29 protein-coding genes are annotated in these 21,945 nt (G+C 71.4%); 18 read left to right on the top strand and 11 right to left on the bottom strand.

Annotated elements, in window-relative coordinates; all coding sequences use genetic code 11:
• Window positions 1–25: 25 nt before the first annotated feature.
• Together UQW22_RS10205 and UQW22_RS10200 are read right to left on the bottom strand one after the other, a co-directional pair.
• Window positions 26–448, bottom strand: coding sequence for a YciI family protein (locus UQW22_RS10205; protein WP_407316742.1), 423 nt, complete (start codon window positions 446–448; stop codon window positions 26–28).
• A gap of 62 nt (window positions 449–510) precedes the next feature.
• Window positions 511–939 (bottom strand): YciI family protein, encoded by a 429-nt coding sequence (locus tag UQW22_RS10200; RefSeq protein ID WP_407316740.1) that lies wholly within the window; start codon window positions 937–939, stop codon window positions 511–513.
• Window positions 940–1,104: 165 nt separating this feature from the next.
• Here UQW22_RS10200 and UQW22_RS10195 point away from each other — a divergent pair, with 165 nt between their 5' ends.
• The 3 genes from UQW22_RS10195 (at window position 1,105) to UQW22_RS10185 (ending at window position 4,529) form a co-directional block, all read left to right on the top strand.
• Window positions 1,105–3,021, top strand: a complete 1,917-nt coding sequence (locus UQW22_RS10195) for a glycoside hydrolase family 15 protein (RefSeq protein WP_407316738.1) — start codon at window positions 1,105–1,107, stop codon at window positions 3,019–3,021.
• A gap of 67 nt (window positions 3,022–3,088) precedes the next feature.
• Window positions 3,089–3,943, top strand: coding sequence for an alpha/beta fold hydrolase (locus UQW22_RS10190; RefSeq protein WP_407316737.1), 855 nt, complete (start codon window positions 3,089–3,091; stop codon window positions 3,941–3,943).
• Window positions 3,936–4,529 carry a TetR/AcrR family transcriptional regulator gene (locus UQW22_RS10185; RefSeq protein ID WP_407316735.1) on the top strand — a complete coding sequence of 198 codons (594 nt, stop codon included), beginning with the start codon at window positions 3,936–3,938 and terminating at the stop codon, window positions 4,527–4,529. Before UQW22_RS10190 ends, UQW22_RS10185 begins: the two co-directional genes overlap by 8 nt.
• A 151-nt stretch (window positions 4,530–4,680) precedes the next feature.
• Here the strand turns inward: UQW22_RS10185 and UQW22_RS10180 are convergent, their stop codons facing one another.
• Window positions 4,681–5,520 carry a Bax inhibitor-1/YccA family protein gene (locus tag UQW22_RS10180; RefSeq protein ID WP_407316732.1) on the bottom strand — a complete coding sequence of 280 codons (840 nt, stop codon included), beginning with the start codon at window positions 5,518–5,520 and terminating at the stop codon, window positions 4,681–4,683.
• A 140-nt stretch (window positions 5,521–5,660) separates the two neighbouring features.
• Window positions 5,661–9,062, bottom strand: a complete 3,402-nt coding sequence (locus UQW22_RS10175) for an efflux RND transporter permease subunit (RefSeq protein WP_407316730.1) — start codon at window positions 9,060–9,062, stop codon at window positions 5,661–5,663.
• Window positions 9,063–9,333: 271 nt separating this feature from the next.
• Between UQW22_RS10175 and UQW22_RS10170 the strand changes: the two genes are divergently transcribed.
• Both UQW22_RS10170 and UQW22_RS10165 read left to right on the top strand, forming a co-directional pair.
• Window positions 9,334–9,570: a hypothetical protein gene (locus UQW22_RS10170; protein WP_407316728.1), complete on the top strand. Its 237-nt coding sequence runs from the start codon at window positions 9,334–9,336 to the stop codon at window positions 9,568–9,570.
• A 23-nt stretch (window positions 9,571–9,593) separates the two neighbouring features.
• Window positions 9,594–10,247 carry a helix-turn-helix domain-containing protein gene (locus UQW22_RS10165; RefSeq protein WP_407316726.1) on the top strand — a complete coding sequence of 218 codons (654 nt, stop codon included), beginning with the start codon at window positions 9,594–9,596 and terminating at the stop codon, window positions 10,245–10,247.
• Here UQW22_RS10165 and UQW22_RS10160 read toward each other — a convergent pair.
• The gene (locus tag UQW22_RS10160) at window positions 10,224–11,165 is read right to left on the bottom strand and encodes an EamA family transporter (protein ID WP_407316724.1); all 942 of its coding nucleotides are present in this window, start codon (window positions 11,163–11,165) and stop codon (window positions 10,224–10,226) included. The two genes, UQW22_RS10165 and UQW22_RS10160, sit on opposite strands and share 24 nt — an antisense overlap.
• Window positions 11,166–11,236: 71 nt before the next feature.
• On the opposite strand from UQW22_RS10160, the gene UQW22_RS10155 reads away from it, so the two are divergent.
• From UQW22_RS10155 to UQW22_RS10145, 3 genes are all read left to right on the top strand, one after another.
• Window positions 11,237–12,160 carry a LysR family transcriptional regulator gene (locus UQW22_RS10155; protein ID WP_407316722.1) on the top strand — a complete coding sequence of 308 codons (924 nt, stop codon included), beginning with the start codon at window positions 11,237–11,239 and terminating at the stop codon, window positions 12,158–12,160.
• 71 nt (window positions 12,161–12,231) lie between these two features.
• Window positions 12,232–12,861: a ClpP family protease gene (locus UQW22_RS10150; RefSeq protein ID WP_407316720.1), complete on the top strand. Its 630-nt coding sequence runs from the start codon at window positions 12,232–12,234 to the stop codon at window positions 12,859–12,861.
• The gene (locus UQW22_RS10145; protein ID WP_407316718.1) at window positions 12,861–13,463 is read left to right on the top strand and encodes a ClpP family protease; all 603 of its coding nucleotides are present in this window, start codon (window positions 12,861–12,863) and stop codon (window positions 13,461–13,463) included. The genes UQW22_RS10150 and UQW22_RS10145 overlap by 1 nt, the downstream gene beginning before the upstream one ends.
• 89 nt (window positions 13,464–13,552) lie before the next feature.
• Here the strand turns inward: UQW22_RS10145 and UQW22_RS10140 are convergent, their stop codons facing one another.
• Window positions 13,553–13,939, bottom strand: a complete 387-nt coding sequence (locus UQW22_RS10140; RefSeq protein WP_407316716.1) for a helix-turn-helix domain-containing protein — start codon at window positions 13,937–13,939, stop codon at window positions 13,553–13,555.
• A gap of 274 nt (window positions 13,940–14,213) precedes the next feature.
• Here UQW22_RS10140 and UQW22_RS10135 point away from each other — a divergent pair, with 274 nt between their 5' ends.
• Window positions 14,214–15,455, top strand: coding sequence for a tyrosine-type recombinase/integrase (locus UQW22_RS10135; RefSeq protein ID WP_407316714.1), 1,242 nt, complete (start codon window positions 14,214–14,216; stop codon window positions 15,453–15,455).
• Here UQW22_RS10135 and UQW22_RS10130 read toward each other — a convergent pair whose 3' ends face one another.
• The 5 genes from UQW22_RS10130 to UQW22_RS10110 form a co-directional block, all read right to left on the bottom strand.
• Window positions 15,456–16,217, bottom strand: a complete 762-nt coding sequence (locus UQW22_RS10130; RefSeq protein ID WP_407316712.1) for a hypothetical protein — start codon at window positions 16,215–16,217, stop codon at window positions 15,456–15,458.
• 166 nt (window positions 16,218–16,383) lie between these two features.
• Window positions 16,384–16,800 (bottom strand): ImmA/IrrE family metallo-endopeptidase, encoded by a 417-nt coding sequence (locus UQW22_RS10125; protein ID WP_407316710.1) that lies wholly within the window; start codon window positions 16,798–16,800, stop codon window positions 16,384–16,386.
• A 51-nt stretch (window positions 16,801–16,851) separates the two neighbouring features.
• Window positions 16,852–17,262 (bottom strand): hypothetical protein, encoded by a 411-nt coding sequence (locus UQW22_RS10120; RefSeq protein ID WP_407316708.1) that lies wholly within the window; start codon window positions 17,260–17,262, stop codon window positions 16,852–16,854.
• Window positions 17,262–17,876: a DUF433 domain-containing protein gene (locus tag UQW22_RS10115; protein ID WP_407320771.1), complete on the bottom strand. Its 615-nt coding sequence runs from the start codon at window positions 17,874–17,876 to the stop codon at window positions 17,262–17,264. The genes UQW22_RS10120 and UQW22_RS10115 overlap by 1 nt, the downstream gene beginning before the upstream one ends.
• 106 nt (window positions 17,877–17,982) lie before the next feature.
• On the bottom strand, window positions 17,983–18,393 hold the full coding sequence (locus UQW22_RS10110; RefSeq protein WP_407316706.1) for a helix-turn-helix domain-containing protein: 411 nt from the start codon (window positions 18,391–18,393) through the stop codon (window positions 17,983–17,985).
• 258 nt (window positions 18,394–18,651) lie between these two features.
• Here UQW22_RS10110 and UQW22_RS10105 point away from each other — a divergent pair, with 258 nt between their 5' ends.
• The 9 genes from UQW22_RS10105 to UQW22_RS10065 all read left to right on the top strand — a co-directional run bounded on the left by UQW22_RS10105 (window position 18,652) and on the right by UQW22_RS10065 (window position 21,860).
• Window positions 18,652–18,921 carry a helix-turn-helix domain-containing protein gene (locus UQW22_RS10105; RefSeq protein WP_407316704.1) on the top strand — a complete coding sequence of 90 codons (270 nt, stop codon included), beginning with the start codon at window positions 18,652–18,654 and terminating at the stop codon, window positions 18,919–18,921.
• Between the two features lie 141 nt (window positions 18,922–19,062).
• On the top strand, window positions 19,063–19,818 hold the full coding sequence (locus UQW22_RS10100; RefSeq protein ID WP_407316702.1) for a phage antirepressor: 756 nt from the start codon (window positions 19,063–19,065) through the stop codon (window positions 19,816–19,818).
• Window positions 19,815–20,054, top strand: coding sequence for a hypothetical protein (locus UQW22_RS10095; RefSeq protein ID WP_407316700.1), 240 nt, complete (start codon window positions 19,815–19,817; stop codon window positions 20,052–20,054). Before UQW22_RS10100 ends, UQW22_RS10095 begins: the two co-directional genes overlap by 4 nt.
• A gap of 71 nt (window positions 20,055–20,125) precedes the next feature.
• On the top strand, window positions 20,126–20,299 hold the full coding sequence (locus UQW22_RS10090) for a hypothetical protein (RefSeq protein WP_407316698.1): 174 nt from the start codon (window positions 20,126–20,128) through the stop codon (window positions 20,297–20,299).
• Entirely contained in the window at window positions 20,296–20,523 is a 228-nt protein-coding gene (locus tag UQW22_RS10085) for a hypothetical protein (RefSeq protein ID WP_407316696.1), read from the top strand. The genes UQW22_RS10090 and UQW22_RS10085 overlap by 4 nt, the downstream gene beginning before the upstream one ends.
• The gene (locus UQW22_RS10080; protein WP_407316694.1) at window positions 20,520–20,798 is read left to right on the top strand and encodes a hypothetical protein; all 279 of its coding nucleotides are present in this window, start codon (window positions 20,520–20,522) and stop codon (window positions 20,796–20,798) included. Before UQW22_RS10085 ends, UQW22_RS10080 begins: the two co-directional genes overlap by 4 nt.
• Entirely contained in the window at window positions 20,795–21,004 is a 210-nt protein-coding gene (locus UQW22_RS10075) for a hypothetical protein (protein WP_407316692.1), read from the top strand. Before UQW22_RS10080 ends, UQW22_RS10075 begins: the two co-directional genes overlap by 4 nt.
• Window positions 20,998–21,144: a hypothetical protein gene (locus UQW22_RS10070; RefSeq protein ID WP_407316690.1), complete on the top strand. Its 147-nt coding sequence runs from the start codon at window positions 20,998–21,000 to the stop codon at window positions 21,142–21,144. Before UQW22_RS10075 ends, UQW22_RS10070 begins: the two co-directional genes overlap by 7 nt.
• Window positions 21,141–21,860 (top strand): hypothetical protein, encoded by a 720-nt coding sequence (locus UQW22_RS10065; RefSeq protein ID WP_407316688.1) that lies wholly within the window; start codon window positions 21,141–21,143, stop codon window positions 21,858–21,860. Before UQW22_RS10070 ends, UQW22_RS10065 begins: the two co-directional genes overlap by 4 nt.
• Window positions 21,861–21,945 lie beyond the last annotated feature (85 nt).

Genomic DNA, 21,945 nt, shown 5'->3' with positions numbered 1-21,945 from the left:
CCGTCGGGCACCTCGCCGGTGCCGCTCACTCGGTCCCGAGCTCCTTGCGCCACTCCTTCTCCTTCTCGATCCACTCGTTGTCCTGGGGGAAGTCCTCGACCCCGTGGACACGCCGGACCTCGAGCTTGGTCCCGGGCCCGCTGAGCGGCGCCCGCTTGGCCCACTCGACGGCCTCCTCCTTCGAGCCGACGTCGAGGATCCAGAAGCCGTTGAACAGCTCCTTGGTCTCGCCGTACGGCCCGTCCGTCACCACGGGGGTGTCGGTGGAGAAGTCGACGACGGCGCCCTCGGAGGCGTCGGCGAGCCCCTCGCCGGCGGTGAGCACCCCCGCGTCCATCATCTGCTCGTTGTAGCGGCCCGTCGCGGCGATGACCTCGGTGAGGTCCATCGCCTCATCGTCGGCCTGTCCCTCGTCGGTACCCCGCATGATCAGCATGTACTTCGTCATCGTCCTGCCCTCTTCTCAGGTCTGTCCGGCTGGTCCCGGCGTGATCGGTCGGCCGGCTCGGCTCAGAGCTGGCCGGTGCGCTCGCGCCAGGCGCGCTCGGCCTGGATCCACTCGTTGTCGGCCGGGAACTCGTCGATCGTGGGGATGCGGCGGATCTCGGACTTCATGCCGGGCCCGGCGAGCGGCGCCTTCTTCGCCCAGGCGACGGCGTCGTCGATCGTCGGGACGTCGAGGATCCAGAAGCCGTTGAAGAGCTCCTTGGTCTCGCCGTACGGGCCGTCGGTGACGGTCGGCTCGTCGCCCGAGTAGTCGACGACCACACCCTTGTCGGCCTCCTCGAGACCGTCCATCGCGACCAGGACCCCGGCCTCGATCAGCTCGTTGTTGAAGCGACCCATCGTCGCGAGCATCTCCTCGAAGTCGGTGCCGGACTCCGCGAACGCCGCCTCGGCCTCGTCGGTGCTGCGCATGATCAGCATGTACTTCGCCATGGCTCTCATCTCCTGTGACGACGGTCCCCCCGATGGGGACCTTCTCACCCCCAGGTCGAACGGGAAACCCGTGGATCGACACCTGACGTCACAAGTGTGTGAATCTTCCGCGACCCGGGGGTCACCAACTGGCGCCCGGACCCCCGCGCGACGCAGTCTGGTCCCATGACGCTCGATGCCCAGCCCACCCCCCGGTCCGACGGCCGCAGCACGTTCCCCTCCATCGCGGAGTACGCGTTCCTGTCCGACTGCGAGACCAACGCCCTGGTCGCTCCCAGCGGCGCGATCGAGTGGATGTGCCTGCCCCGTCCCGACTCCCCGAGCGTCTTCTCGGCGATCCTGGACCGCGGGGCGGGGATGTTCCGCGTGGGGCCGCACGGCGCGCGCGTCCCGGTGGCGCGGCGGTACCTGCCGGGCACGCTCATCCTCGAGACGACGTGGCAGACCTCGACCGGCTGGCTCGTGGTGCGCGACGCGATGGTCATGGGTCCGTGGCACAACCTCGACGAGCGGTCCCAGACGCACAAGCGCACCCCGACCGACCACGACGCCGAGCACGTCCTGCTGCGCACCGTGAAGTGCGTCTCGGGCACGGTCGACCTCGAGGTGGTCTGCTCCCCCAAGCCCGACTACGCGCGCGGCGAGCCGGACTGGGACTACCTGGACGACGGGTACTCGTCGGTCGTGGCCCGCATGGGCGACGAGAACCCGGACCTGCGCCTGAGCTCCAGCCTCCGGTTCGGCCTGGAGGGACAGCGCGCCCAGGCCCGGACCCGGATGAGCGAGGGCGAGACGGCCTTCGTGGCGCTGGCGTGGTCCCCGCTGCCGGCGCCCGTCAGCTGGGACGAGGCCGTGGACAAGATGTGGCGCACCGAGCAGTTCTGGCGCGACTGGATCACGCAGGGCTCGTTCCCCGACCACCCGTGGCGCATCTTCCTGCAGCGGTCGGCCCTGACGCTCAAGGGGCTGACCTACGCCCCGACGGGGGCGCTGCTGGCCGCGGCGACGACGTCGCTGCCCGAGACGCCGGGCGGCGAACGCAACTGGGACTACCGCTACGCGTGGATCCGGGACTCGACGTTCGCGCTGTGGGGTCTGTACACGCTCGGCCTGGACCGCGAGGCCAACGACTTCTTCGCGTTCATCCAGGACGCCTGCCACGACAACAAGCAGCTCCAGATCATGTACGGCGTGGGCGGTGAGGAGAAGCTCACCGAGTCCGAGCTGACCCATCTGTCGGGCTACGAGGGCGCCCGGCCGGTCCGCGTGGGCAACGCCGCGTACAACCAGCGCCAGCACGACGTCTGGGGTGCCGTGCTGGACTCGGTGTACCTGCACACGCGCAACCGCGAACAGCTCCCCGAAGCCCTGTGGCCGGTGCTCAAGCGTCAGGTGGAGGAGGCCGCCAAGCACTGGCACCTGCCCGACCGGGGCATCTGGGAGGTGCGCGGCGAGCCGCAGCACTTCACCTCGTCGAAGCTCATGTGCTGGGTCGCGCTCGACCGGGGGGCGCGGCTCGCCCGCCTGTACGACGAGCCCGACTTCGCCGAGCAGTGGCAGAAGCTCGCCGACGAGATCCACGCCGACATCTGCACCAAGGGGGTCGACGGCCGCGGTGTCTTCACCCAGCGCTACGGCGACGACGCCCTGGACGCGTCGCTCCTGCTCGTCCCGCTCCTGCGGTTCCTGCCGCCCGACGACGAGCGCGTGCGTGCCACGGTGCTGGCGATCGCCGACGAGCTCACCGAGGACGGGCTCGTGCTGCGCTACCGGACCGAGGAGACCGACGACGGGCTGGCCGGCGAGGAGGGCACGTTCACGATCTGCTCGTTCTGGCTCGTGAGCGCGCTGTGCGAGATCGGGGAGATCGACCGCGCGCGGTCCCTGTGCGAGCGGCTCCTGTCGTTCGCCTCCTCGCTGAACCTCTACGCCGAGGAGATCGACCCGCGCACGGGCCGGCACCTGGGCAACTTCCCGCAGGCGTTCACGCACCTGGCGCTCATCAACGCCGTCATGCACGTGATCCGTGCCGAGGAGGAGCCCACCGACCACCGGTCGTTCCGCACCCCGAGCGGCACCTGACCACAGGCCACGAGTGTGGTGCAGCACCCCCTTGCGCGCGTTGGCTAATGGACGTAGCTTTTCGGCTATGCTAGATAACCTGCGTTTCCTCCGGCTCCCCGAGGGTCGCCTCGCCTACACCGACTCCGGCGCGACGGACGGCCCGCTCGTCGTCGCCGTCCCCGGGATGGGTGACCTGCGCTCCACCTACGACGACGTCACCCCGGCCCTCGTCGAGGCCGGGTGGCGCGTCGTGGTCGCCGACCTGCGAGGTCACGGCGACTCCGACACCAGCTTCACCCGGCACGGGGACGAGGCGACCGGCGCCGACCTCCTGGCGCTCGTCGAGCACCTCGACGCCGGTCCCGCCGTGCTCATGGGCAGCTCCATGGGGGCGTCGGCCGCGACCTGGGCGGCCGCCGAGCGACCCGAGCTCGTGCGTGGGCTCGTACTGCTCAGCCCGTTCCTCCGCGAGACCCTCTCCCCCGGCAAGCAGCGGCTCCTGCGCGCGGCCTACCGCGGGCTCTTCGCCCGCCCCTGGGGCGCAGCCGTCTGGGCCGGCTACTACTCGATGATCAGCAAGGGGCGTCGGTCGCCCCGGCACCGCGAGCACGTCGCCCAGGTCAGGGCCGCGATGTCCGACGGCGCCCACCTGCGCTCGTTCCGCGCGCTGACGGTCGCGCTCGACCACACCGTCGTCGAGCGCCGGCTGGCCGACGTGCAGGCCCCCGCGCTCGCCGTCGTCGGCGCCCTCGACCCCGACTTCGCCGACCCGGCAGCCGAGCTCGCCTGGGTGCGCGAGGCGATCGGCGTGCCGCCGGAGCACGGCATCCTCGTGCCGGACGCCGGGCACTACCCCCAGCACCAGACCCCCGACGTCGTGGTCCCGGCCGTGCTCGGGTTCCTCGCCGGCCTGCCCGTGGCGGGTGACCACGGTGCCTAGGGCCGGCCTGTCCCGCGACGCGGTCGTCGACCTCGCGCTCGGGATCGTCGACGACGGCGGTCCGGACGGGTTCGCCGGGCTCACGCTCGCGCAGGTCGCCGCCCGCGCCGGCGTGGCCACGCCCAGCCTGTACAAGCACGTCGGGTCGTTGGCCGAGCTGCGCCGCGAGGTGGCCGCCCGCGCCGTCCGCGAGCTCGCCGTCGTCAGCTCACGCGCGACCGTCGGGCTGTCCGGGGCCGACGCCGTCCGCGCCATGGCACACGCCTGGCGCGACCACGCCCGCACGTACCCCGGCCGGTACGCCGCCACCCAGGTCGGTCCCGACCCCGACGCCCCGGCGCACGCCGAGCACCGCGCCGCCGCCGCCGAGAGCGTCGCCGTCGCCGTCGCGGCGCTGCGCGGCTTCGGGCTGCCGGACGACGGCGTGGTCGATGCCGTGCGCGCCGCGCGCTCGGCCGTGCACGGGTTCGTCGCGCTGGAGCTGGGTGGCGGGTTCCGCATGCCCCAGGACCTCGACCGCAGCTTCGAGGCCCTGGTGACCATGCTCGTCGCCGGGATCACCGCGCTGAGCGACCAGAACAGCTGATCGTCCGACGGTGCGCTACCTCGCGGGGGTGAGCGCTACCTCGCGGGGGTGTGCGCTACCTCGGGGGGACGACGACGGCCGGCCACCCTGGGCAGGGTGGCCGGCCGTCGTCGCGGTCGGGCGGGCGCGTACTACCGCGCCAGGAGGCGCGTCACTCGCGGAAGATCGCGAGCAGGCGCAGGATCTCCAGGTAGAGCCAGATGAGGGTGACCATGAGGCCGAAGGCCGCGGACCACGCGAACTTGGCCGGGACGCCCTGCTCGACGCCGCGCTTGATGGAGTCGAAGTCCACCATGAGCGACATGGTGGCCAGGATCACCGCGAAGATGCCGATCGCGATGCCCATCCACCCGGAGCGCAGGCCCCAGCCGTCGAGCACGCCGGTCCAGGTCAGCACGACGTTGACGAGCGAGAAGACCAGGTAGCCGACCATACCGACCAGCAGGAACCGCGTGAACTTGGGCGTCACGCGCACCTTGCCGGAGCTGAAGAGCCCGAGCGCCGCGGCGAACACAGACAGCGTCGCCAGGACTGCCTGGGCGACGATGCCGCCGTACTGCGTCTCGAAGAAGGCTGAGATCCCGCCGAGGAACAGGCCCTGCGCCGCGGCGTACAGCGTGATGAGCAGCGGGCTCGGGTTCTTCTTGAACGCGTTGACCAGACCGAGGACGAGCCCGACGATCATGCCGCCGATCCACAGGGCCGGCATGGCGTCCACCAGGGACCAGCTCACCGCGGCCGTGACGACCAGCAGGGCGAACAGCCCCGCTGTCTTCATGATGACGTCGGTGTAGGTCAGACGCTTGGTGTCGACGGGAGACGCCGACGGCGCGTTGTACATGTTCTGCAGCGAGGCGGCGTCGGCCGCCTGGGCGCCGAACTGACCGGCCTGGCCGTACTGGCCCGGGCCGCCCGGTGCTGTCGTGGCACCACCGGCACCGCGACGGGGCTCGCCGAAGACGGCGCTGTTCGAGAAGACGGGGTTGCTCATGAGCTCCTCCTGGTCGCGGCTGCCGGGTGCCCGACGACGGGTCGTCGCGCGGGCAGGGCCGGGTCGCTGGCCGTGGCCATCATCCTAGGCAACGCGCGACCCGGCCGTCAGGTTCCCGGCCGATCTGTGACCTCGTCGGGTCAGCTCCCGGGACGGTCGCTGGTCCGGGCGGCACGCGCCGCCTCGCGGTCCGCTCGCTCGACCTGCTTCGCCTCCCGCTTCGCGGCCCTGCGGTCCCGCCGGGCGGCCCGGCGGTCCTTGCGACCCTCGACCAGCACGTACAGCACCGGCACGATGAGCAGGGTCAGCAGGGTCGAGGAGATCAGTCCGCCGATCACCACGAGCGCGAGCGGCTGCGAGATGAACGCCCCGCCGCCGGTGACCCCGATCGCCATGGGCGTGAGCGCACCGATGGTGGCGAGCGCCGTCATGACGATCGGCCGCAGGCGCTTGCGGGCGCCCTCGCGCACCGCCTCGTCCAGCGACCGGCCGCGCAGCCGGTACTGGTTGATGAGGTCGATGAGCACGATGGCGTTGGACACCACGATGCCGATCAGCATGAGCACGCCGATGAGCGCCGGGACGCCGAGCGGCGTGTCGGTCGCCAGCAACGCCACGAGGGCGCCGGTGGCGGACAGCGGCACGGAGACCAGCAGGATGAGCGGCTGCACCAACGACTTGAACGTCGCGACCATGATCAGGTAGACGATCGCGATGGCGGCGAGCAGGGCCAGGCCCAGGTCGGCGAAGGCATCCTCCTGGTCGGCGGCGACACCGCCGATCTCCACGGTCGCGCCGGGCGGCAGCTCGAGCCCGTCGACGGCAGCGGCCACGTCGGTGCTCAGCGTGCCGAGGTCCTGGCTCTCCGGGGTGATCGACACGGTGGCCGACCGCTCCCCGTCGACGCGGCTGATCGACGTCGGCGTCTCGACCTCCGCGACCTCGGCCACGTCCGTCAGCGGGACCATGCCGGCGGCGGTCTGGATCTCGATCTCCTCGACCTCCTCGACGGTCGCGGGCGCCTCGCCCGAGACGACGACGGCGTCCACCGGCCCGTCCCCGAGGTCGACCTCGCCGACCGTCTGCTCCGGGTTCATCGTGCCGGACACGATCCCGGCCACCTGGGTCTCGGTGAGGCCGGCCTCGGCGGCCGCCTCACGGTCCACCGTGACCTGCAGGACCGGCTGGGCCGAGGCGAGGTCGTTGGTGACCTCCGCGACGCCGTCGAGGCCGGAGACGGCGGCCGTGGCGTCGTCAGCCGCCGCGGTCAGGTCGTCGGCGTCGTGGGCGCGGACCACCAGGTCGATGGTGGTGGACCCGAAGCCGGAGTCACCGCCGGCCACGCTGACCTCCGTCGTCGGGCCGTCGCCGGTGAGCGACTCCGCCGCGTCCCGGACGTCGGCCTGGACCACGAGCGGGTCGGCCTCCTCGTCGAGCGTGATCGAGAAGGTCGCGGTGGGCGTCGAACCGCCGCCGAAGAACGCAGCCTCGCCGGCGTCGCCCGAGCCCACGGAGGTCTGCACGGTCTCGATCCCCTCGACGCCGTCGAGGGCCTCTTCCATGTCGCGGGCGGCCTCGTCCTGCGCCTCCAGCGACGCCGTGTCGGTGAAGGTCTGCGTGACCGAGACGGTGTCCTGGCCGGAGTCGCCGATGAAGTTGGTCTCGAGCCGCGGCACGAGCGCGAGCGTGCCCGCGAGGATGCCGACGGCGATCACCAGCGAGATCCACGGGTGCCGCAGCGACGCGGCGAGGCTCGGCACGTACGCGCGCTGCCACAGGCCGCGACGCTCCTTGGCCTCGGCGGCCTCGCGGACGGCTTCGCCACCGTCATCAGCGACGCCGTCGGACCCGGCGCTACCCTTCGGTGCCTTGACGAACCAGTAGGCGAGCACCGGCACGATGGTCAGCGCCACGAGCAGCGACGCGAGCATCGCGATGGCGACGGTGAACGCGAACGGCCGGAACAGCTCGCCGGTCATGCCGGAGACGAGGCCCAGCGGCAGGAACACCGCCACGGTGCAGATGGTCGAGGCGGAGATGGCGCCCGCGACCTCGCCGACGGCGGTGAGGATCGCCTGTTTCTTGTCCTCGCCGTAGGACAGGTGTCTCTTGATGTTCTCGATGACGACGATCGCGTCGTCGACCACGCGCCCGATGGAGATGGTCAGCGCGGCCAGCGTGAGGATGTTCAGCGTGTACCCGGTCAGGTCCATGACGAGGAACGCCGTCGCGAGGGACAGCGGGATCGACACGGCCGAGACGAGCGTCGAACGCACGGACAGCAGGAACACCAGGATGATGAGGATCGCGAAGATCAGCCCGAGGCCGCCCTCGGTGGCCAGGCCCTCGATGGACTCCTCGATGAAGGGCGCCTGGTCGAACACGACCGCGGTGCTCACGCCGGCCTCGTCCAGCTCGGCCGCGTTGTCGTCCAGGACCTCCTGCACCGCGTGCGAGACGTCGACGGTGTTGCCCTGCGGGGTCTTGGTGATGGCGATGCCCAGCGACGGCTCACCGTCCAGCCGGGAGAAGGAGTCCGCCTCGGTGGGAGCCACGGTGATCTCGGCGACGTCGCCGAGCAGCACGGGCTCCGGCAGCGCGGGCGGCGCCGGGGGCGCGTTGGCGTCCGGCAGCAGCTCGTCCTCGCCGGGGACGATCGCCTCGTCGCCGGTGCCGGGCTCTCCCCCGGTGTCCGACGGCGGAACGTCGGTCGCGCCGTCGGGCGCGGTGGCGTCGCCGCCCGCTCCGGAGTCCGTGCCGGTGCCGTCGGCGGCGTCGCCCGCGCCGCCGGTCTCGGCGGCGGACGGCACGAGGGGGATGTCCTCGAGGTCGTCGACGCTCTCGACGCGGGTCCCGGCCTGCAGGGAGTAGGTCGCGCCGTCCTCGGTGACGGTGCCGGCGGGGATCACCACGCCGTAGTCCGCCAGGACGTCGGTCACCTGGGTGAGCTCGAGGCCGTCGTCCGCCAGCTCGGCCGGGTCGACCTCGATGAGCACCTGCTCCGTCTGCCCGCCGGTGACGGCCACCGAGCGCACGTCGTCGATCTCCTCGAGCGCGGGGACCAGGACGGTGTCGATCTCGTCGGCGAGGGCGGCGACGTCGTCGGACCCGGCGGCGGCCAGCTGGACCACCGGCAGGTCGTCGAGCGAGCCGGTGACGACCTGCGGGTCGACGTCCTCCGGGAGCTGCGACTGGGTGCGCGTCACCGCGGTGGTGAGCCGCTGGGTGGCGGCATCCATGTCCGTGCCGTACTCGAAGGCGACCGTGGTCATCGACATGCCGGTGGACGCCGTCGAGGTGATCGACTCGATCCCGTCGACCGTCTGCGCCGCGGCCTCGAGGGGCTCGGTCACGTTCTGTTCGACCACCTCGGGCGACGCGCCGGGGTACACGGCGACGACGGCACCGGCCGGGAGCTCGAGCGACGGGATGAGCTCCTGCTTGAGCGACGTCAGGCTCAGGGTGCCGAACGCGAAGATCGCGATCGTCGCGAGAGCGACGACGGCGCGGTTGGCCAGGGACAGGCGGGCAAGGCGGAACACACACACTCCTGAGGGCGGGGGGAGGTGCACGACGGCGGCATCGTACGGCTGCACAACGGAGCGTACGCCGGTCGAGTTCCCGCGAGGTCACGGGTGGATGAACCCTGGCCTCCGCTTTCGAACACTTGTACGATGATCGATGCCGCACCGCTGCACCACGCGCCTCGCACCGCACTCCACATGCGATCCAAAGAACATGTTGCAACATGATCTTTGCAACGCTATCTTGGTACTACTCGGATGCACCGTCCGTCACCACCGGGAGCCCGACATGCTGCTCGCCATCACCTCACCCACGACCACGTCCCGCACCGAGCGCCGCCTGCTCGACGACCTCGTCGACCGCCTCGGCCACGCGCTGGTCGCGCTGGGCACCCGGATGACCCGGACCGCCGCGCGCTCGCCGGGCGACCACACCGCTGCGCGACGCGCTGCCGAGGCGCGCTACCGCGCCGACGAGCACATGCGGGACAACGCTGCCCAGGTCAACCCGCTCGGCCTGCGCTGAGCGCCTCGCTGTACCGTCGTCGCATGAGCGACACCCCCGAGGCCCCGTCCGGCGACGACCGGCGGCCCGGCCGGCTGAGCGCGTTGCGGCTCCGAGGGCTCTCACACCCGCTGCGGGTGCGGATCCTCGACCTCCTGCAGGTCCACGGAGCGCTCACCGCCAGCCGGCTCGCCGAGCTCGTCGGCGAGTCCAGCGGCTCGACCAGCTATCACCTGCGCCAGCTCGCCAAGCACGACTTCGTCCGGGAGGTCGAGGGGCGCGGCACGGCCCGCGAGCGGTGGTGGGAGGCCTCGCCGGGCGGGTTCTCCATCGGTCCGGAGGACCACGACGACGCCGGCCTGCGGACCACCAAGTCCCTCGTGAACGCCGAGTTCGAGCGCACCCGTCAGGACAAGATCTGGCGGCTCCTGGACGTCATGGACACGGACCTCGAGCAGACGGCGCTCGCCCGGTGGAAGGATGCCGTCACGCTCAGCACCTCCAACTTCTTCGCCACGCCCGCACAGCTCTCGCGCCTGATCCAGGCCGTCAGCGTCGTCCTCGACGAGCAGCTGGAGCCGCTGAAGGACCAGGAGGACGTGCCCGGTGCGGTGCCCGTCCAGGTCCACTTCAACGCGTTCCCCGTCGTGGACGCCGTGCGCGACGACCGGCCCTCACCGCGCGACGACGGGCACTGAGGCCGGACCGTCCGGTACCGCGCCGTCGGACCCGGTCGGCTCGACGACCCGCGCCCGACGACGCGCCCCGCCCCACAGCACGCCCGCGACGACCAGCGCTCCGCCGCCCAGCTCCAGCAGGCTGACCGCCTCGCCCAGCACGACCCACGCCGCCGTCATCCCCACCACCGGGACCAGCATCGAGTAGGGCGCGACCACCCCGGCGGGGTGGCGAGCCATGAGCCAGGTCCAGACACCGGATCCCAGCACCGTGCCGACCACCACCGTGTAGGCGAGGCCGACGAGCGCGCCGACGGCACCCGGCTCGTCGAACGACGTCAGCGACCCCACGATCCGGGTCGGACCCTCGACGGCCAGGGCGAGCGCCAGCATCGGCAGCGGCGGCACGACCGACATCCACAGGGTGAGGTGCAGCGGGTTCTCGGGCCTCGCCTGCCGGTTGGAGATGTTGCCGAGCGCCCAGCCCAGCGCGCCGGCGAGCGTGAGCAGGAACGGCAGGAGCGCCGCCGTCTGCGCCTGCTGCCAGCCGACCACCGTGAGGCCGACGACGGCCACCAGGATCCCGGCGACCTGCCGCGGCCCGACCCGCTCGCGGAGGAACGTCGCTCCGAGGACCACCGTGAACGGTCCCGACGCCTGGAGCACCAGGGACGCGAGCCCGGCCGGCATCCCGACGGCCATCCCCCAGTAGAGGAAGGCGAACTGCAGGATGCCGAAGCCGACGCCGTAGCCGATCAGCCACCGGACGGGCACCCGGGGCCGCGGCACCAGGAACAGCGTCGGGACGGCGATCACCGCGAACCGGAGGACGACGAGGAACATCGGCGGGAAGTGTCCGAGCGACGCGTCGATGGCCAGGAAGTTCAGACCCCACATGACGGCGACGGACGCGGCGAGCAGACGGTGGCGCAAGGGCATACCGCCATCGTCGGCCCAGCATTGGTGAAGGACAAGCGAGGGTTTCTGTCATGACTATGTAGGCTGCCTACATGGATGTCCGACACCTCGAGCTCCTGCGCGAGCTGGCCGACCGCGGCAGCGTCTCCGCCGTCGCCGCCGCGACGCACCGGACGCCGTCGGCCGTCTCGCAGCAGCTGCGCACGGCGCAGCGTGAGCTCGGCGCGCCGCTCGCCGAGCCGCACGGCCGCGGCCTCCGCCTGACCGACGCCGGACGGCTGCTCGCCGAGGGCGCGGTCGACGTGGCCACGGCCCTCGCCGAGGTGCAGGCACGCTGGGACGCGTTCCGGGACGCGCCGACGGGCACCGTCACCGTCGCCGCGCTGCCGAGCGCCGCGGCCTTCCTGCTCCCCGCCGTCGACCGCGCGCTCACCGGCAGCGGGATCGACCTGCGCTATACCGACGTCGACCTCGCCGAGGCCGCGTACGGCGCCCTGACCGCCGACCACGACGTCGTCATCGCGCACAGCCTGACCAGCGTCCGGCCGGCCGGGACCGACGGCCTCGTCGTGGTCCCCGTGGCGGGCGAGCCGCTCGACGTGGCGATGGCCACCGACCACCCGCTCGCCGTCCGGGAGACGGTCGACGCCCACGACGTGGTCGACTCCGCCTGGATCGGCGTGCCGGCCGGATACCCGTTCGACACGGTCCTGCGGAGCATCGAGCAGACGACCGGCGCGCAGCTCGACGTCCGGCAGCGGCTCGTGGACAACCGGCTCATCGAGTCCCTCGTCGCGGCCGGCGACCGCCTGGCGGTCCTGCCCCGCTTCACCACCCCGACCGGGGACCGGCTGACCCTGCGGCCCCTCACGGGCGTCCCGGCCACGCGGCACGTCGCCGCGGTGATGCGTCCGGACCGTGCCCGCCGCCGGGCCGTGCGCCAGGTGCTCGACGCCGTCGTCCGCGCCGCCGAGGAGACCGCACGCCGGCACCACGCCGACCCGGCGGCGCGCTGATCTGCCAGGAGCGGATGCGCTGACGGCATATCGCCGTCCCCCCGGGGGTCGCGACGCCGCACGGTGGGGCCATGACGATCACCACGCTCCGCTCCTCCGACGCTCCTCCACCCTCCGCACCGTTCGACGACCAGCTCGCCACGCGGCTGCTGCACCAGCGCATCGTCGTCATCGGCACCGAGATCGACGACGCCGTCGCCACCCGCGTCTGCGCCCAGCTCCTGCTCCTGTCCGCCGAGGACGCCGCGGCGGACATCGCCCTGTTCGTCAACTCTCCCGGCGGCTCCGTGTCCGCCGGCCTCGGCGTGTACGACACCATGCGTCTGCTGCCGAACGACGTCGTCACCGTCGGCGTCGGGTTCGCCGCCAGCATGGGCCAGTTCCTGCTGACCGCCGGCACGGCCGGCAAGCGCTACGCGCTGCCGCACACCCGGGTGCTCATGCACCAGCCGTCGGCCGGCATCGGCGGGACGGCGATCGACATCGCGATCCAGGCCGAGAACCTCGAGCACACCAAGCGGGTGATGGCCGCGCTCACCGCGAAGCACACCGGCCGCACCCTCGCCCAGATCACCGAGGACGCCGACCGTGACCGCTGGTTCACGGCGGCCGAGGCGGTCGAGTACGGGTTCGTCGACCGCGTCGTCGAGTCGGTGGACGACGTCCGCCCGACGGCGCCCGGCCGGAAGGTGGGCCTCTGATGAGCAGCTACACCATTCCCAGCGTCATCGAGCGCACCCCGCTCGGCGAGCGCGCCTCCGACGTGTTCAGCCGCCTGCTGCGCGACCGCATCATCTTCCTCGGCACCGAGGTCGACGACGGCGTGGCGAACGTGGTCATGGCGCAGCTGCTGCACCTCGAGTCCGAGTCGCCCGAGTCGCCGATCGACCTGTACATCAACTCTCCCGGCGGCTCCGCGACGGCCATGACGGCGATCTACGACACCATGCAGTTCGTGCGCTGCGACGTGGCCACCACGTGCATGGGGCAGGCGGCGTCGGCGGCGGCCGTGCTGCTCGCGGCGGGCACGCCGGGCAGGCGGACCGTGCTCGAGCACTCCCGCGTGCTGCTGCACCAGCCGTCCGGGCAGAGCCAGGGCACCGTGTCCGACCTGGCGATCCAGGCACGGGAGATCCAGCGGCTGCGCGACGAGACGGAGACCCTCCTGGCCCGGCACACCGGCCGGCCCGCGTCCCAGCTGCGCCGGGACACGGATCGCGACCTGATCCTCACCGCGGCCGAGGCCGTCGAGTACGGCGTGGCCGACGCCGTCGTCACCTCCCGCAAGCACGCGACGGCCTGACGGGTACTGGTCCGGCGCGGCGCCGGTCCGCCGGATCGGGCCGGCGCGTGCGCTCGTCGGCCGGCGCGGACGGCGTCGTGCGGACGTGCTCAGGCAGCGAGCGCGACGACGTCGCGCGTGGTGCGCGGGCCTCCGCCGGGCAGCGCTGCCACGCCGGTCGACGAGCGCACGTGCCGGACCGTCGTCGGGCGCGTGGACGTCAGGACCACGCGCGGTCCGGTCGCCGCGACGAGGGTGGCGTGGGTGTCGGCGACGAGGTCGACGAGCCGCAGGTCGAGCGCCCGGCAGACGGCGGCGAGCACCTCCGACGACGGCTCCTTGCGGCCACGCTCGACCTCGGACAGGTAGGCGGTCGACATGCGGGCCGCCTCGGCGACCTCCTGCAGCGTGCGCCTCTGGCGCTGCCGCGCGCGGCGCAGGATGGCACCCAGGAGGTGTCTCAGCAGCGGCTCGTGCGCGTCGTCGCTCCTCGTCATGGACCCGACGCTACTCCGGGTCCGTGCCGGGAGGCGGGCCGTGCGCGCCGTGCGGGCACCGGTTCTGCCACGGGCAGAAGACCCGGCCGCCGCGTGCCCCCGCCCGGGTTCGAACCGGTCCCTGCCCTCCGGGCGAGGTAGACTGGTGACCAGCAGAAATAGGCCTTGACCTGCACCGGGACCGTCCGGGCGAACCGGGGCGGCCAGGGTCAGAATCGGGCAATCTCGGGATCGCGTGTGCACACCGTGCACACCAGGAGGCATCATGGGCGCCATGCCGACACCGACCATGCATCGCGCGAAGGACGGCACCGAGACGTGGAAGGTCCGGTACCGCACGGGCGGGCGCGGGAGCAAGGCCACGTCGCGCACCTTCGCCTCCGAGCGTGCCGCGACGACGTTCGCTCGTCTGCTGGCCGACGTCGGGGCCGATCGCGCCGAGCAGATCGCCGACGCCCGGGCCGGCGCACGCGAGGGCACGCCGACCGTGGCGCAGTGGTGCGCGAAGCACATCGAGCTGCTGACCGGCGTCGGGGAGACGTGCCTGCGCACCTACCGCGGGCACGTGCGCAACGACCTCGGCGAGCTCGGCCCGCTGCCCGTCGACGCCGTGCACCCCGACGACGTCGCCCGGTGGGTCAACGCCATGGCGAAGGAGAAGGTGCGCGGCGGCAAGCCGATCTCCGGCAAGACGATCGCGAACCGGCACTCGTTCCTCTCGGCCGCGATGAAGCGCGCCGTGCGCTCCGGGCTCATCAGCTCGAGCCCGTGCGACGGGACGCGCCTGCCGCGCACCGAGCGCGAGCCCATGGTCTTCCTGACGCACGAGGAGTACCTGCGCTTCCTCGGGTGCTTCGCCCCGCGCTGGCAGCCCATGGTCACGACCCTGTTCTCCACCGGCCTGCGCTGGGGCGAGATCACGGCGCTGCGCGTGGGCGACGTCGACCTCCAGCGCCGGGACCCGATCACCGGCGAACCCGCACCCGTGGCGACCATCGAGCGCGCCTGGCGCCGGGACGGCACGGTCGGTCCGCCGAAGTCCCGACGCTCCCGGCGCACCGTGGCCCTGGCGCCCGAGGTCGTCGAGGTGCTCACGCCGCTGATCGAGAAGCGCCCGGCCTACGACTACGTCTTCCGCGCGGCCGGCGGTGAGGAGGTCAAGCACCGCACGTTCTCCAAGGATGTGTGGGCGCCCGCCGTCCGGCTGGCCAACGGCGAGCCGGCGCAGCCCGAGAAGGGCCGCGTGACCGTGCCGCGGCGCGCCGACGGCGAGCCCATCACGCCCCTGTCCCCCGCGCTCGGGAAGCGACCACGGATCCACGACGCCCGGCACAGCAACGCCTCGTGGCTCCTGGGCGCCGGCGTGCCGATCAACTACGTCCAGGCCCACCTCGGGCACGAGTCGATCACCACGACGGTGGACCGCTACGGCCACGTGATGCCCGCGGCGCAGCAGGCGATCCGCGGGGCGATCTCCGGGGCCCTGACGGCCGCGCACCCGCAGATCGAGGGGTGATTAGCCGCTGTACGGGTAGTGGATGTCGGTGACCTTGACCTTGACCTTGTCGTCCGACGACGCCGTCGAGACAGTCTCCTCGCGGTACGAGTACTCGCCACCCTCATCGACCTCGATCGTGCGGACAATCGGGCCATCCTCGCCCCCGCGGTACTCGATGGTGACCTCGAACCCTCCTTCGTCGACGCCGAGATAGTTCGACTTCACGTCGAGCACCGGCTCTACTGTGATCAGGCACCCGGCCGACCCGAAGCACTCCTTCTCCTTGACCCGAGCTGACGCCTTGAGGTCCTTCTTCGTAACCTCAGGAGTCTCCGGCTCGGGGGCGGGCTCCGAGTCGACTTCACCGCCGAGGATCGGCTGGAGTAGGTCGAGCGTCTCGGGGGCGCTGTTGACCATCCAGTTCGGACCGAGTAGCAGAGGATGCGGCTCGCTACTGAGAGCCTTGAGTGCAGCCGCCTGGTCATCTCGTTGCGCGGCGCTGTCGAAGATCGACAGCACCGTCTCGTCGTCGCAGTCCCCTGCGGCCAGGGCGTGCGTCATGCCGGTCCGCTCCTCCCATGCAGGGCAGTCGAGCCCGGCGAGCACCGCGGCGTCCCGGAAGTCCTCGACCGTGGAGTACTCCGCATTCTTCTCCACAGCTGGCCCAGTCGACTCCGAAGGTGTCGCCTCGGCATCCTCCGCGCCATCAACGGAGGACGTGCAGGCGGCAAGAGCGGTCATGGTCAGGACGATGCCAGCAGAGGAGAGGAGTCGACGCATGTCGCACATGGTTTCAGGCGGTGGCTCTCAGAACCTCCCGGCGAGCGGGTGATATCTGGCCCGCTCCACCTGTCCCTGGCATCCCGACGTCGCGATATTCCGGCAGCCCGCGTGGTTAGGATTCGCTGACATTCAGGCCTTGACCTGCGACGATCCAGACTGAGGTCTAGACCGCGCGCAGGTGGCGGCGGACTGTCGGGCGCGTCGCCCGACGCCACACATCGTCCTGCCAGACCTCGATCAGCCGTCGGGTGACCTCGAGCTCACGGGCCAGCGCCCCGGGGTGCTCGCCATGGGTGCGCTCGGCCAGCGCGTACTCCACAGGTGAGATGAGCAGCTCCGCGGCGTAGGCGTCAGCCTCGCGTTCGTCGCGGGGGACGTCGTGGTAGAGCGTCCAGTCGTGCCCGAGGGTCCAGTGGCCCATCTCGTGGGCGAGCGTGCACCGCTGCGTGAGCACGGACTTGCGGTGGTTGAGCAGCACGAGCCCGGAGCGCCGCAGCTCCCCCGCGCGCCGGCCGAGGTCCATCCACTTCACGTGGACGCCGAGCTCCTCGGCGGCGGCGATCAGGTCCTCGAGCGACATCCCGTCCAGGTCTACATGCCCGAGGCGACGAGTGCACGGCGGCACGGCGAGCTACAAGCGAGTCGTGCCAGCGATGATCTGCGCAAGGTCGGTCAGTCCGGTCAAGACGTAGGCGGTCGGCTTCTTGGACCAGTTGGACACGATGTGCTGAATCGCGGGAGTGACGACCGAGAGCTGGCACGCCACAAGATCGACGCCAACTACACGCCCCTGTGGGACACCGATCCAGTGCAGACCGGCGGAGCGCAACCCGTCGCGCTCCTCTGGGATCTCGAGCTGATTCGCGTCGTGCGTGATGATCGCATCGAAGCCGCGGTGCTGGAGATCTCCGAAGAGTTCGACGTCGTCCACGCCGCGCAGCCCAGCACTCTGGGCCGACGTGAAGCGGTGCTGACGGTGGACCTTCGAGAGCAAGGTCGCGAGTTCCGGAGTGAGGTTCTCGTCGACGAAGAAGTGGCGCATCAAGCGGCCGCCTCCTCGACCTGACGGTTGAAGCCGACGGCGCTCTCGGCCGCCTCGGCGGTCACGCCTGGGTAGTAGTGGTGCACGTCATCGGGGAACACTGTCCGGTAGTCGACGAGGTTCGCGACGGTGTCATAGGGCACGCGCGTCTCTTCGATTGTGGGCCACCCGCCCATCCTTCGATACCTGACCTGAACGTGGTCGGCCGGTCGGTCAAAGTTCGGCACGGTCGTCCCCCGGAAGTTGACGAACTCGCTCGTCAGGTCCTCGAAGGTGAAGAGGTCGATCTGACCCACACGCTGAACAAGGTCGACCGCCTGCCCGCCGTCGAGACCAATCCAGATCGTCGTGCCATCGGTCCCGAACTGGTAGCGCGATGGGTGCGACGTGATCTCGAGGAGGCTGAGGTTCGCGAACGCCTTGTGCACCTTCTGGCTCGACGTCTCGGCGCGCAGGAAGGCGATCGAGCGCAGCAAGATCAGGTCTCGGAACGAGTAGAGCGGCGGCCGGAACGGCCGAATCTCGGGAACCACCAAGCCGCTCGCGCGCCAGGCGTTGAGCTGATGCCGAGTGGCGCCACTCAGTAGCGACGCGAGTTTCAGCGGGAAGGCCATCTTGTCCACCCCCTCTCGTGGGCCATCGGTGGTTCATCCCCAGTGTGACAGGACATCGAAGCCCGGACGGCCCTGGTGCTGGGCGATTCTGGACACGTCGCGCCCGTCACGCCTCCTCCTGCTGCGCCTCGACCTCAGCGTCGTCGTCCACGTCGCGCGCGGCGAGCACGTGGTCGTCGGGGTCGATCCGCTCGCCGTCGAGGGTGTAGCGGTCGTGCGCCGGCTCGTGGCCGGCCGCCTTGATGGGGGCGGGATGCTCAGCATTGCCCACCACCTCCTCGGTACCCAGGTAGCCCATGTCGTGGACTACAGCCTCGAGGAGTCGTTCGTACGGGACCCGGGTCACGCTGGCGATCCGCCGCAGCTTCTCCGGCGAGGGCTTCGCCTGGCCGGACTTCCACTGCGACATCGCGCTGCGCGAGACGCCGATCTTCGATGCCAGCGCAGCCTGCGAGACAGGGAAGAGCTGCGCGTCGCGCCACTCCTCGATCAGCGCCCAGAGCTTGCTCGTAGTCACGATTCCTCCTTCACGGGCACCACAGTTCAGGGCGGCAGGGCATCACGTCCAGCAGGGTGGGCACCGAGCGCACGGGACGTCTGGACACCGAAACACGCGCTCTGTATCTACAGGTCAGCGTAGCAATGGCGGACTTCCGCGCCCCGGACGGGCACGAGGGGCCCTTGCGCGGTGGGCACCGGCTATGTATGTTTGTCGCAGAACGCTGGACACAACGAGAAGGAGCTGGATACAGTGAGGGCACCAACCCCGACACCGATGGGAGCAATCTGGATGGTCCTCACCGACCGCAAGAAGCTCGCCAAGCTGATGGTGATCCAGGACGTGTCGCAGCGAGAGCTGGCGAAGGCTGCCGGCTGGAAGTCGCACTCGTACCTCGGTCGCCTGCTGCGAGGCGAGGTCAACACGCTCGACCTCGAGCCCGCCGTGCGCATCGCGATGTACCTGCAGGTGGGCACGGACGACCTCTTCATGTCCAGGTCGTCCAGCGATTCGCGGCAGAACGCGAAGCGTCTCGTGGCTGCTTGACCTGATCGGGCCGACCAAGTTCCGCGCGGGCCGGTCACACATCACCCCCGATGAGCACCTTCATCAGGTGAAGACAGCAAGAAGCCCCCGCGGCTCCGGACAGGGCAATCGCGAGGGCTCCTCTACAGGAAGAAGGATCGCATGACCCACCTCCAGCCATTCGACTTCGACGGCGAGCAGGTGCGCGCCGTCGTCGGCCCGGGCGGCGCCCCGCTGTTCGTGCTCGGCGATGTTTGCCGCGCACTCGGCATCTCGAACGCTCGCAACGTCGCCGCCCGCCTCGAGGGGGATGACGTCCAGACCGTGGACGTCATCGACTCGATGGGCCGGACCCAGCAGGCGCACGCCGTCACCGAGTCGGGCGTCATCGACGTCACGCTCGACAGCCGCAAGCCGGAGGCTCGCCGCTTTCGTCGCTGGCTCACGCACGACGTAGTGCCGCAGATCATGAAGACCGGTCACTACGGCTCCGCCCCGGCGCTCACCGGGCCCGAGCTCATGGCCACGGCGCTGATCGAGGCCCAGCGCGTGATCGAGCAGGCGCACCGTCAGATCGAGGCCGACCGCCCGAAGGTGGTCTTCGCCGACGCGGTCGCGACGTCGCGCACCGACATCCTCGTCGGCGACCTCGCCAAGATCCTCAAGGGCAACGGCGTCGAGGTCGGCGGCACGCGGCTGTTCGAGTGGCTGCGCCGCGACGGCTACCTCATCAAGCGCCGGGGCACCGACTGGAACATGCCCACGCAGCGCGCGATGGAGCTCGGCCTGTTCCGCGTGAAGGAGACCGCGGTCACCCACTCCGACGGCCACGTGACCATCAACAAGACGCCGAAGGTCACCGGCAAGGGGCAGCAGTACTTCATCCAGCGGTACGTCGGCGCGGAGGTGGCGGCGTGAGCACCCTGACCCACGAGCTGACCCTCGACGACGTCGTCGAGCGCCTGGGTAAGACCCGGGACTACTGGGCCCGCCGGATCCCGAAGAAGGTCGAGCACTTGCGCGTCGGCCGCGAGATCCGACTCACCGAGGAGCAGTACGAGGCCCTGCGCGACACGTACACCGTCCGGCCCGAGCTCGCCGTCGAGCCGGACCCCCTGCGCGAGCAGACCTCGCGCTCCCGCTCTCGCCACTGAACAGCACAGCGCCCCGTGCTCAACCTTCCGAGCCTCGCACGGGGCACCGACACCAGAAGGGTACATACCCCGTGAAGACGATCCACATGGACCACGTCCTCAACCGCCGCGACGACGCCGTCGCGCTCGTGATCGACCAGGAGGGCGCCGAGTACATCGCGGCGGTCATGCGCGCGGAGTTCGAGCGCACGGCCGACGGTGGCGCGCTCGGCATCGCCCAGAAGATCGAGGGGGCGCTCCGATGACCACCCTCTCCCCAGCCGTCGAGCTCCATGACGCGTGGTGCTCCGACCCCTGCGAGCCGTCCGTGCTCGGCGGGTTCGCCCACCGCGTGGCCGACCTTGACCGCATCCCCGTCCCCGACCCCGCGTGCGAGGGCGTCTCGAACGACGACGTCGCCGCCGAGCCGACGCCCGAGTGGGACGCCGTCGTGGCGCAGCTCGGCGACCCGACAGCGGTGGCGGCATGAGCGCCATCCTGACCTCCCGCAGCTGGGAGTTCGACGCCCCGCGAGGCGCCGCGCCCATCGTCACCCGTCACGGCAACGGGTTCATCACCATCGAGCCGCTCCGCCTCTTCGTCTCCCGCCACATGAAGTGGGGGCTGCACATCCAGGTCGAGGGCCGATGGGTGCTCAAGAGCGGCGAGTACGGCCACCGCCTCAACAGCGCCGTCTACAACGAGTCGAACCTGACCGAGGCGCCCGCATGGGTGCGCGAGGCCGCAGTGGGGGTGGCCCGATGAAGCTCCGCCTCCCCCGCCGTCGCCGCCCGTCGGTGCCGACCGACGTCCTGTCGACCCGACCCCCGCTCCCCCGCCGCCCGCGCCCGGACGCCGAGGTCGCGCTCTACGCGCTGGCCGGTAGCCCGGTCGCACCCGACGACGACGTGCTCGTGGCCGAGTCCGGCGCGATCGTCCACCACCACTTCCTCGGGGGGCGGCCGTGCTGAACCTCCCCCTGGCCCTGCTGTGCGCCCTCGCGTGGGGCATGGACTTCGGCGGCCTGGCGCCGCTGTGGGCCGCCCTCACCGTGGCGAACGCCGCCGCCTTCCTGCTCACCCTCACTGCCGAGATCGGAGCCCGCTCATGACCACGACCACCACCTACTCCCCCGGCGATCGCGTCCGCATCCTCACCGGCTGCTGGCAGGGCAGCCACGCGACCGTGGCCCACGTCGGTAACAGCATCCTGGTGCTGACCCTGCCGAGCGGCGACGAGTCCATCTACGAGCCGGCCGAGGTCGAGCCCGTACCCACCCTGCACGACTCCCTCGCCGAGGCTGAGCGCACCGGCGGCATGGTCCAGATCACCGGCCCGGACTGGCGGGCCGCGTGTGGCCCGCTGCAGGGCCCCGCGGACCTGCCCGACGACCCAGACCGCCCCGTCGGGGAAGTTATCGACGTCGTCCCGGGCGCGCTGGTCCGCCAGCCCGCCGGGTCGCGCCGCCAGGACCCCGCCGACGCGCCGTCGTCGTCCCAGGCCGGGGCCGCGGCGTACGTGCCGCTGCGCGAGACCGCGCCGCCCCAGGCCGCCCGCGACCTCATGGCTGGGGCCGGCATCGACATGGACGGCTTCGACCGGGCGCTGGCCCAGGCTCGCGAGGGTGCCGAGGAGCACGCCGACCGCCCCGCGCTGGCCGCCTATGACGACGGGCACGCCCAGGGCCACCGCGACGGACTGACGGCCGCGCTGCGGATCGTCGAGCGCCTGACCGACGACGGGCGCGCCGAGGGCGAGGACCCGGACCCCGGCGGCCTGATCCGCGCCGAGCTGCTCGCCGCGATCAAGGTCGAGGTGCGCCCATGACCCCCCGCACCGCCGCCGTCGCCCGCACCATCCCGTTCCTGCTCGCCGTCGTGCTCGTGCTCGCCATCAGCGGGACCGCGGAAGC

The sequence above is a fragment of the Isoptericola halotolerans genome (assembly GCF_045689585.1).
In the GTDB taxonomy this organism is placed as follows: Bacteria; Actinomycetota; Actinomycetes; order Actinomycetales; family Cellulomonadaceae; genus Isoptericola; species Isoptericola halotolerans_B.
This window is presented reverse-complemented; position numbering and strand designations above follow the sequence as displayed.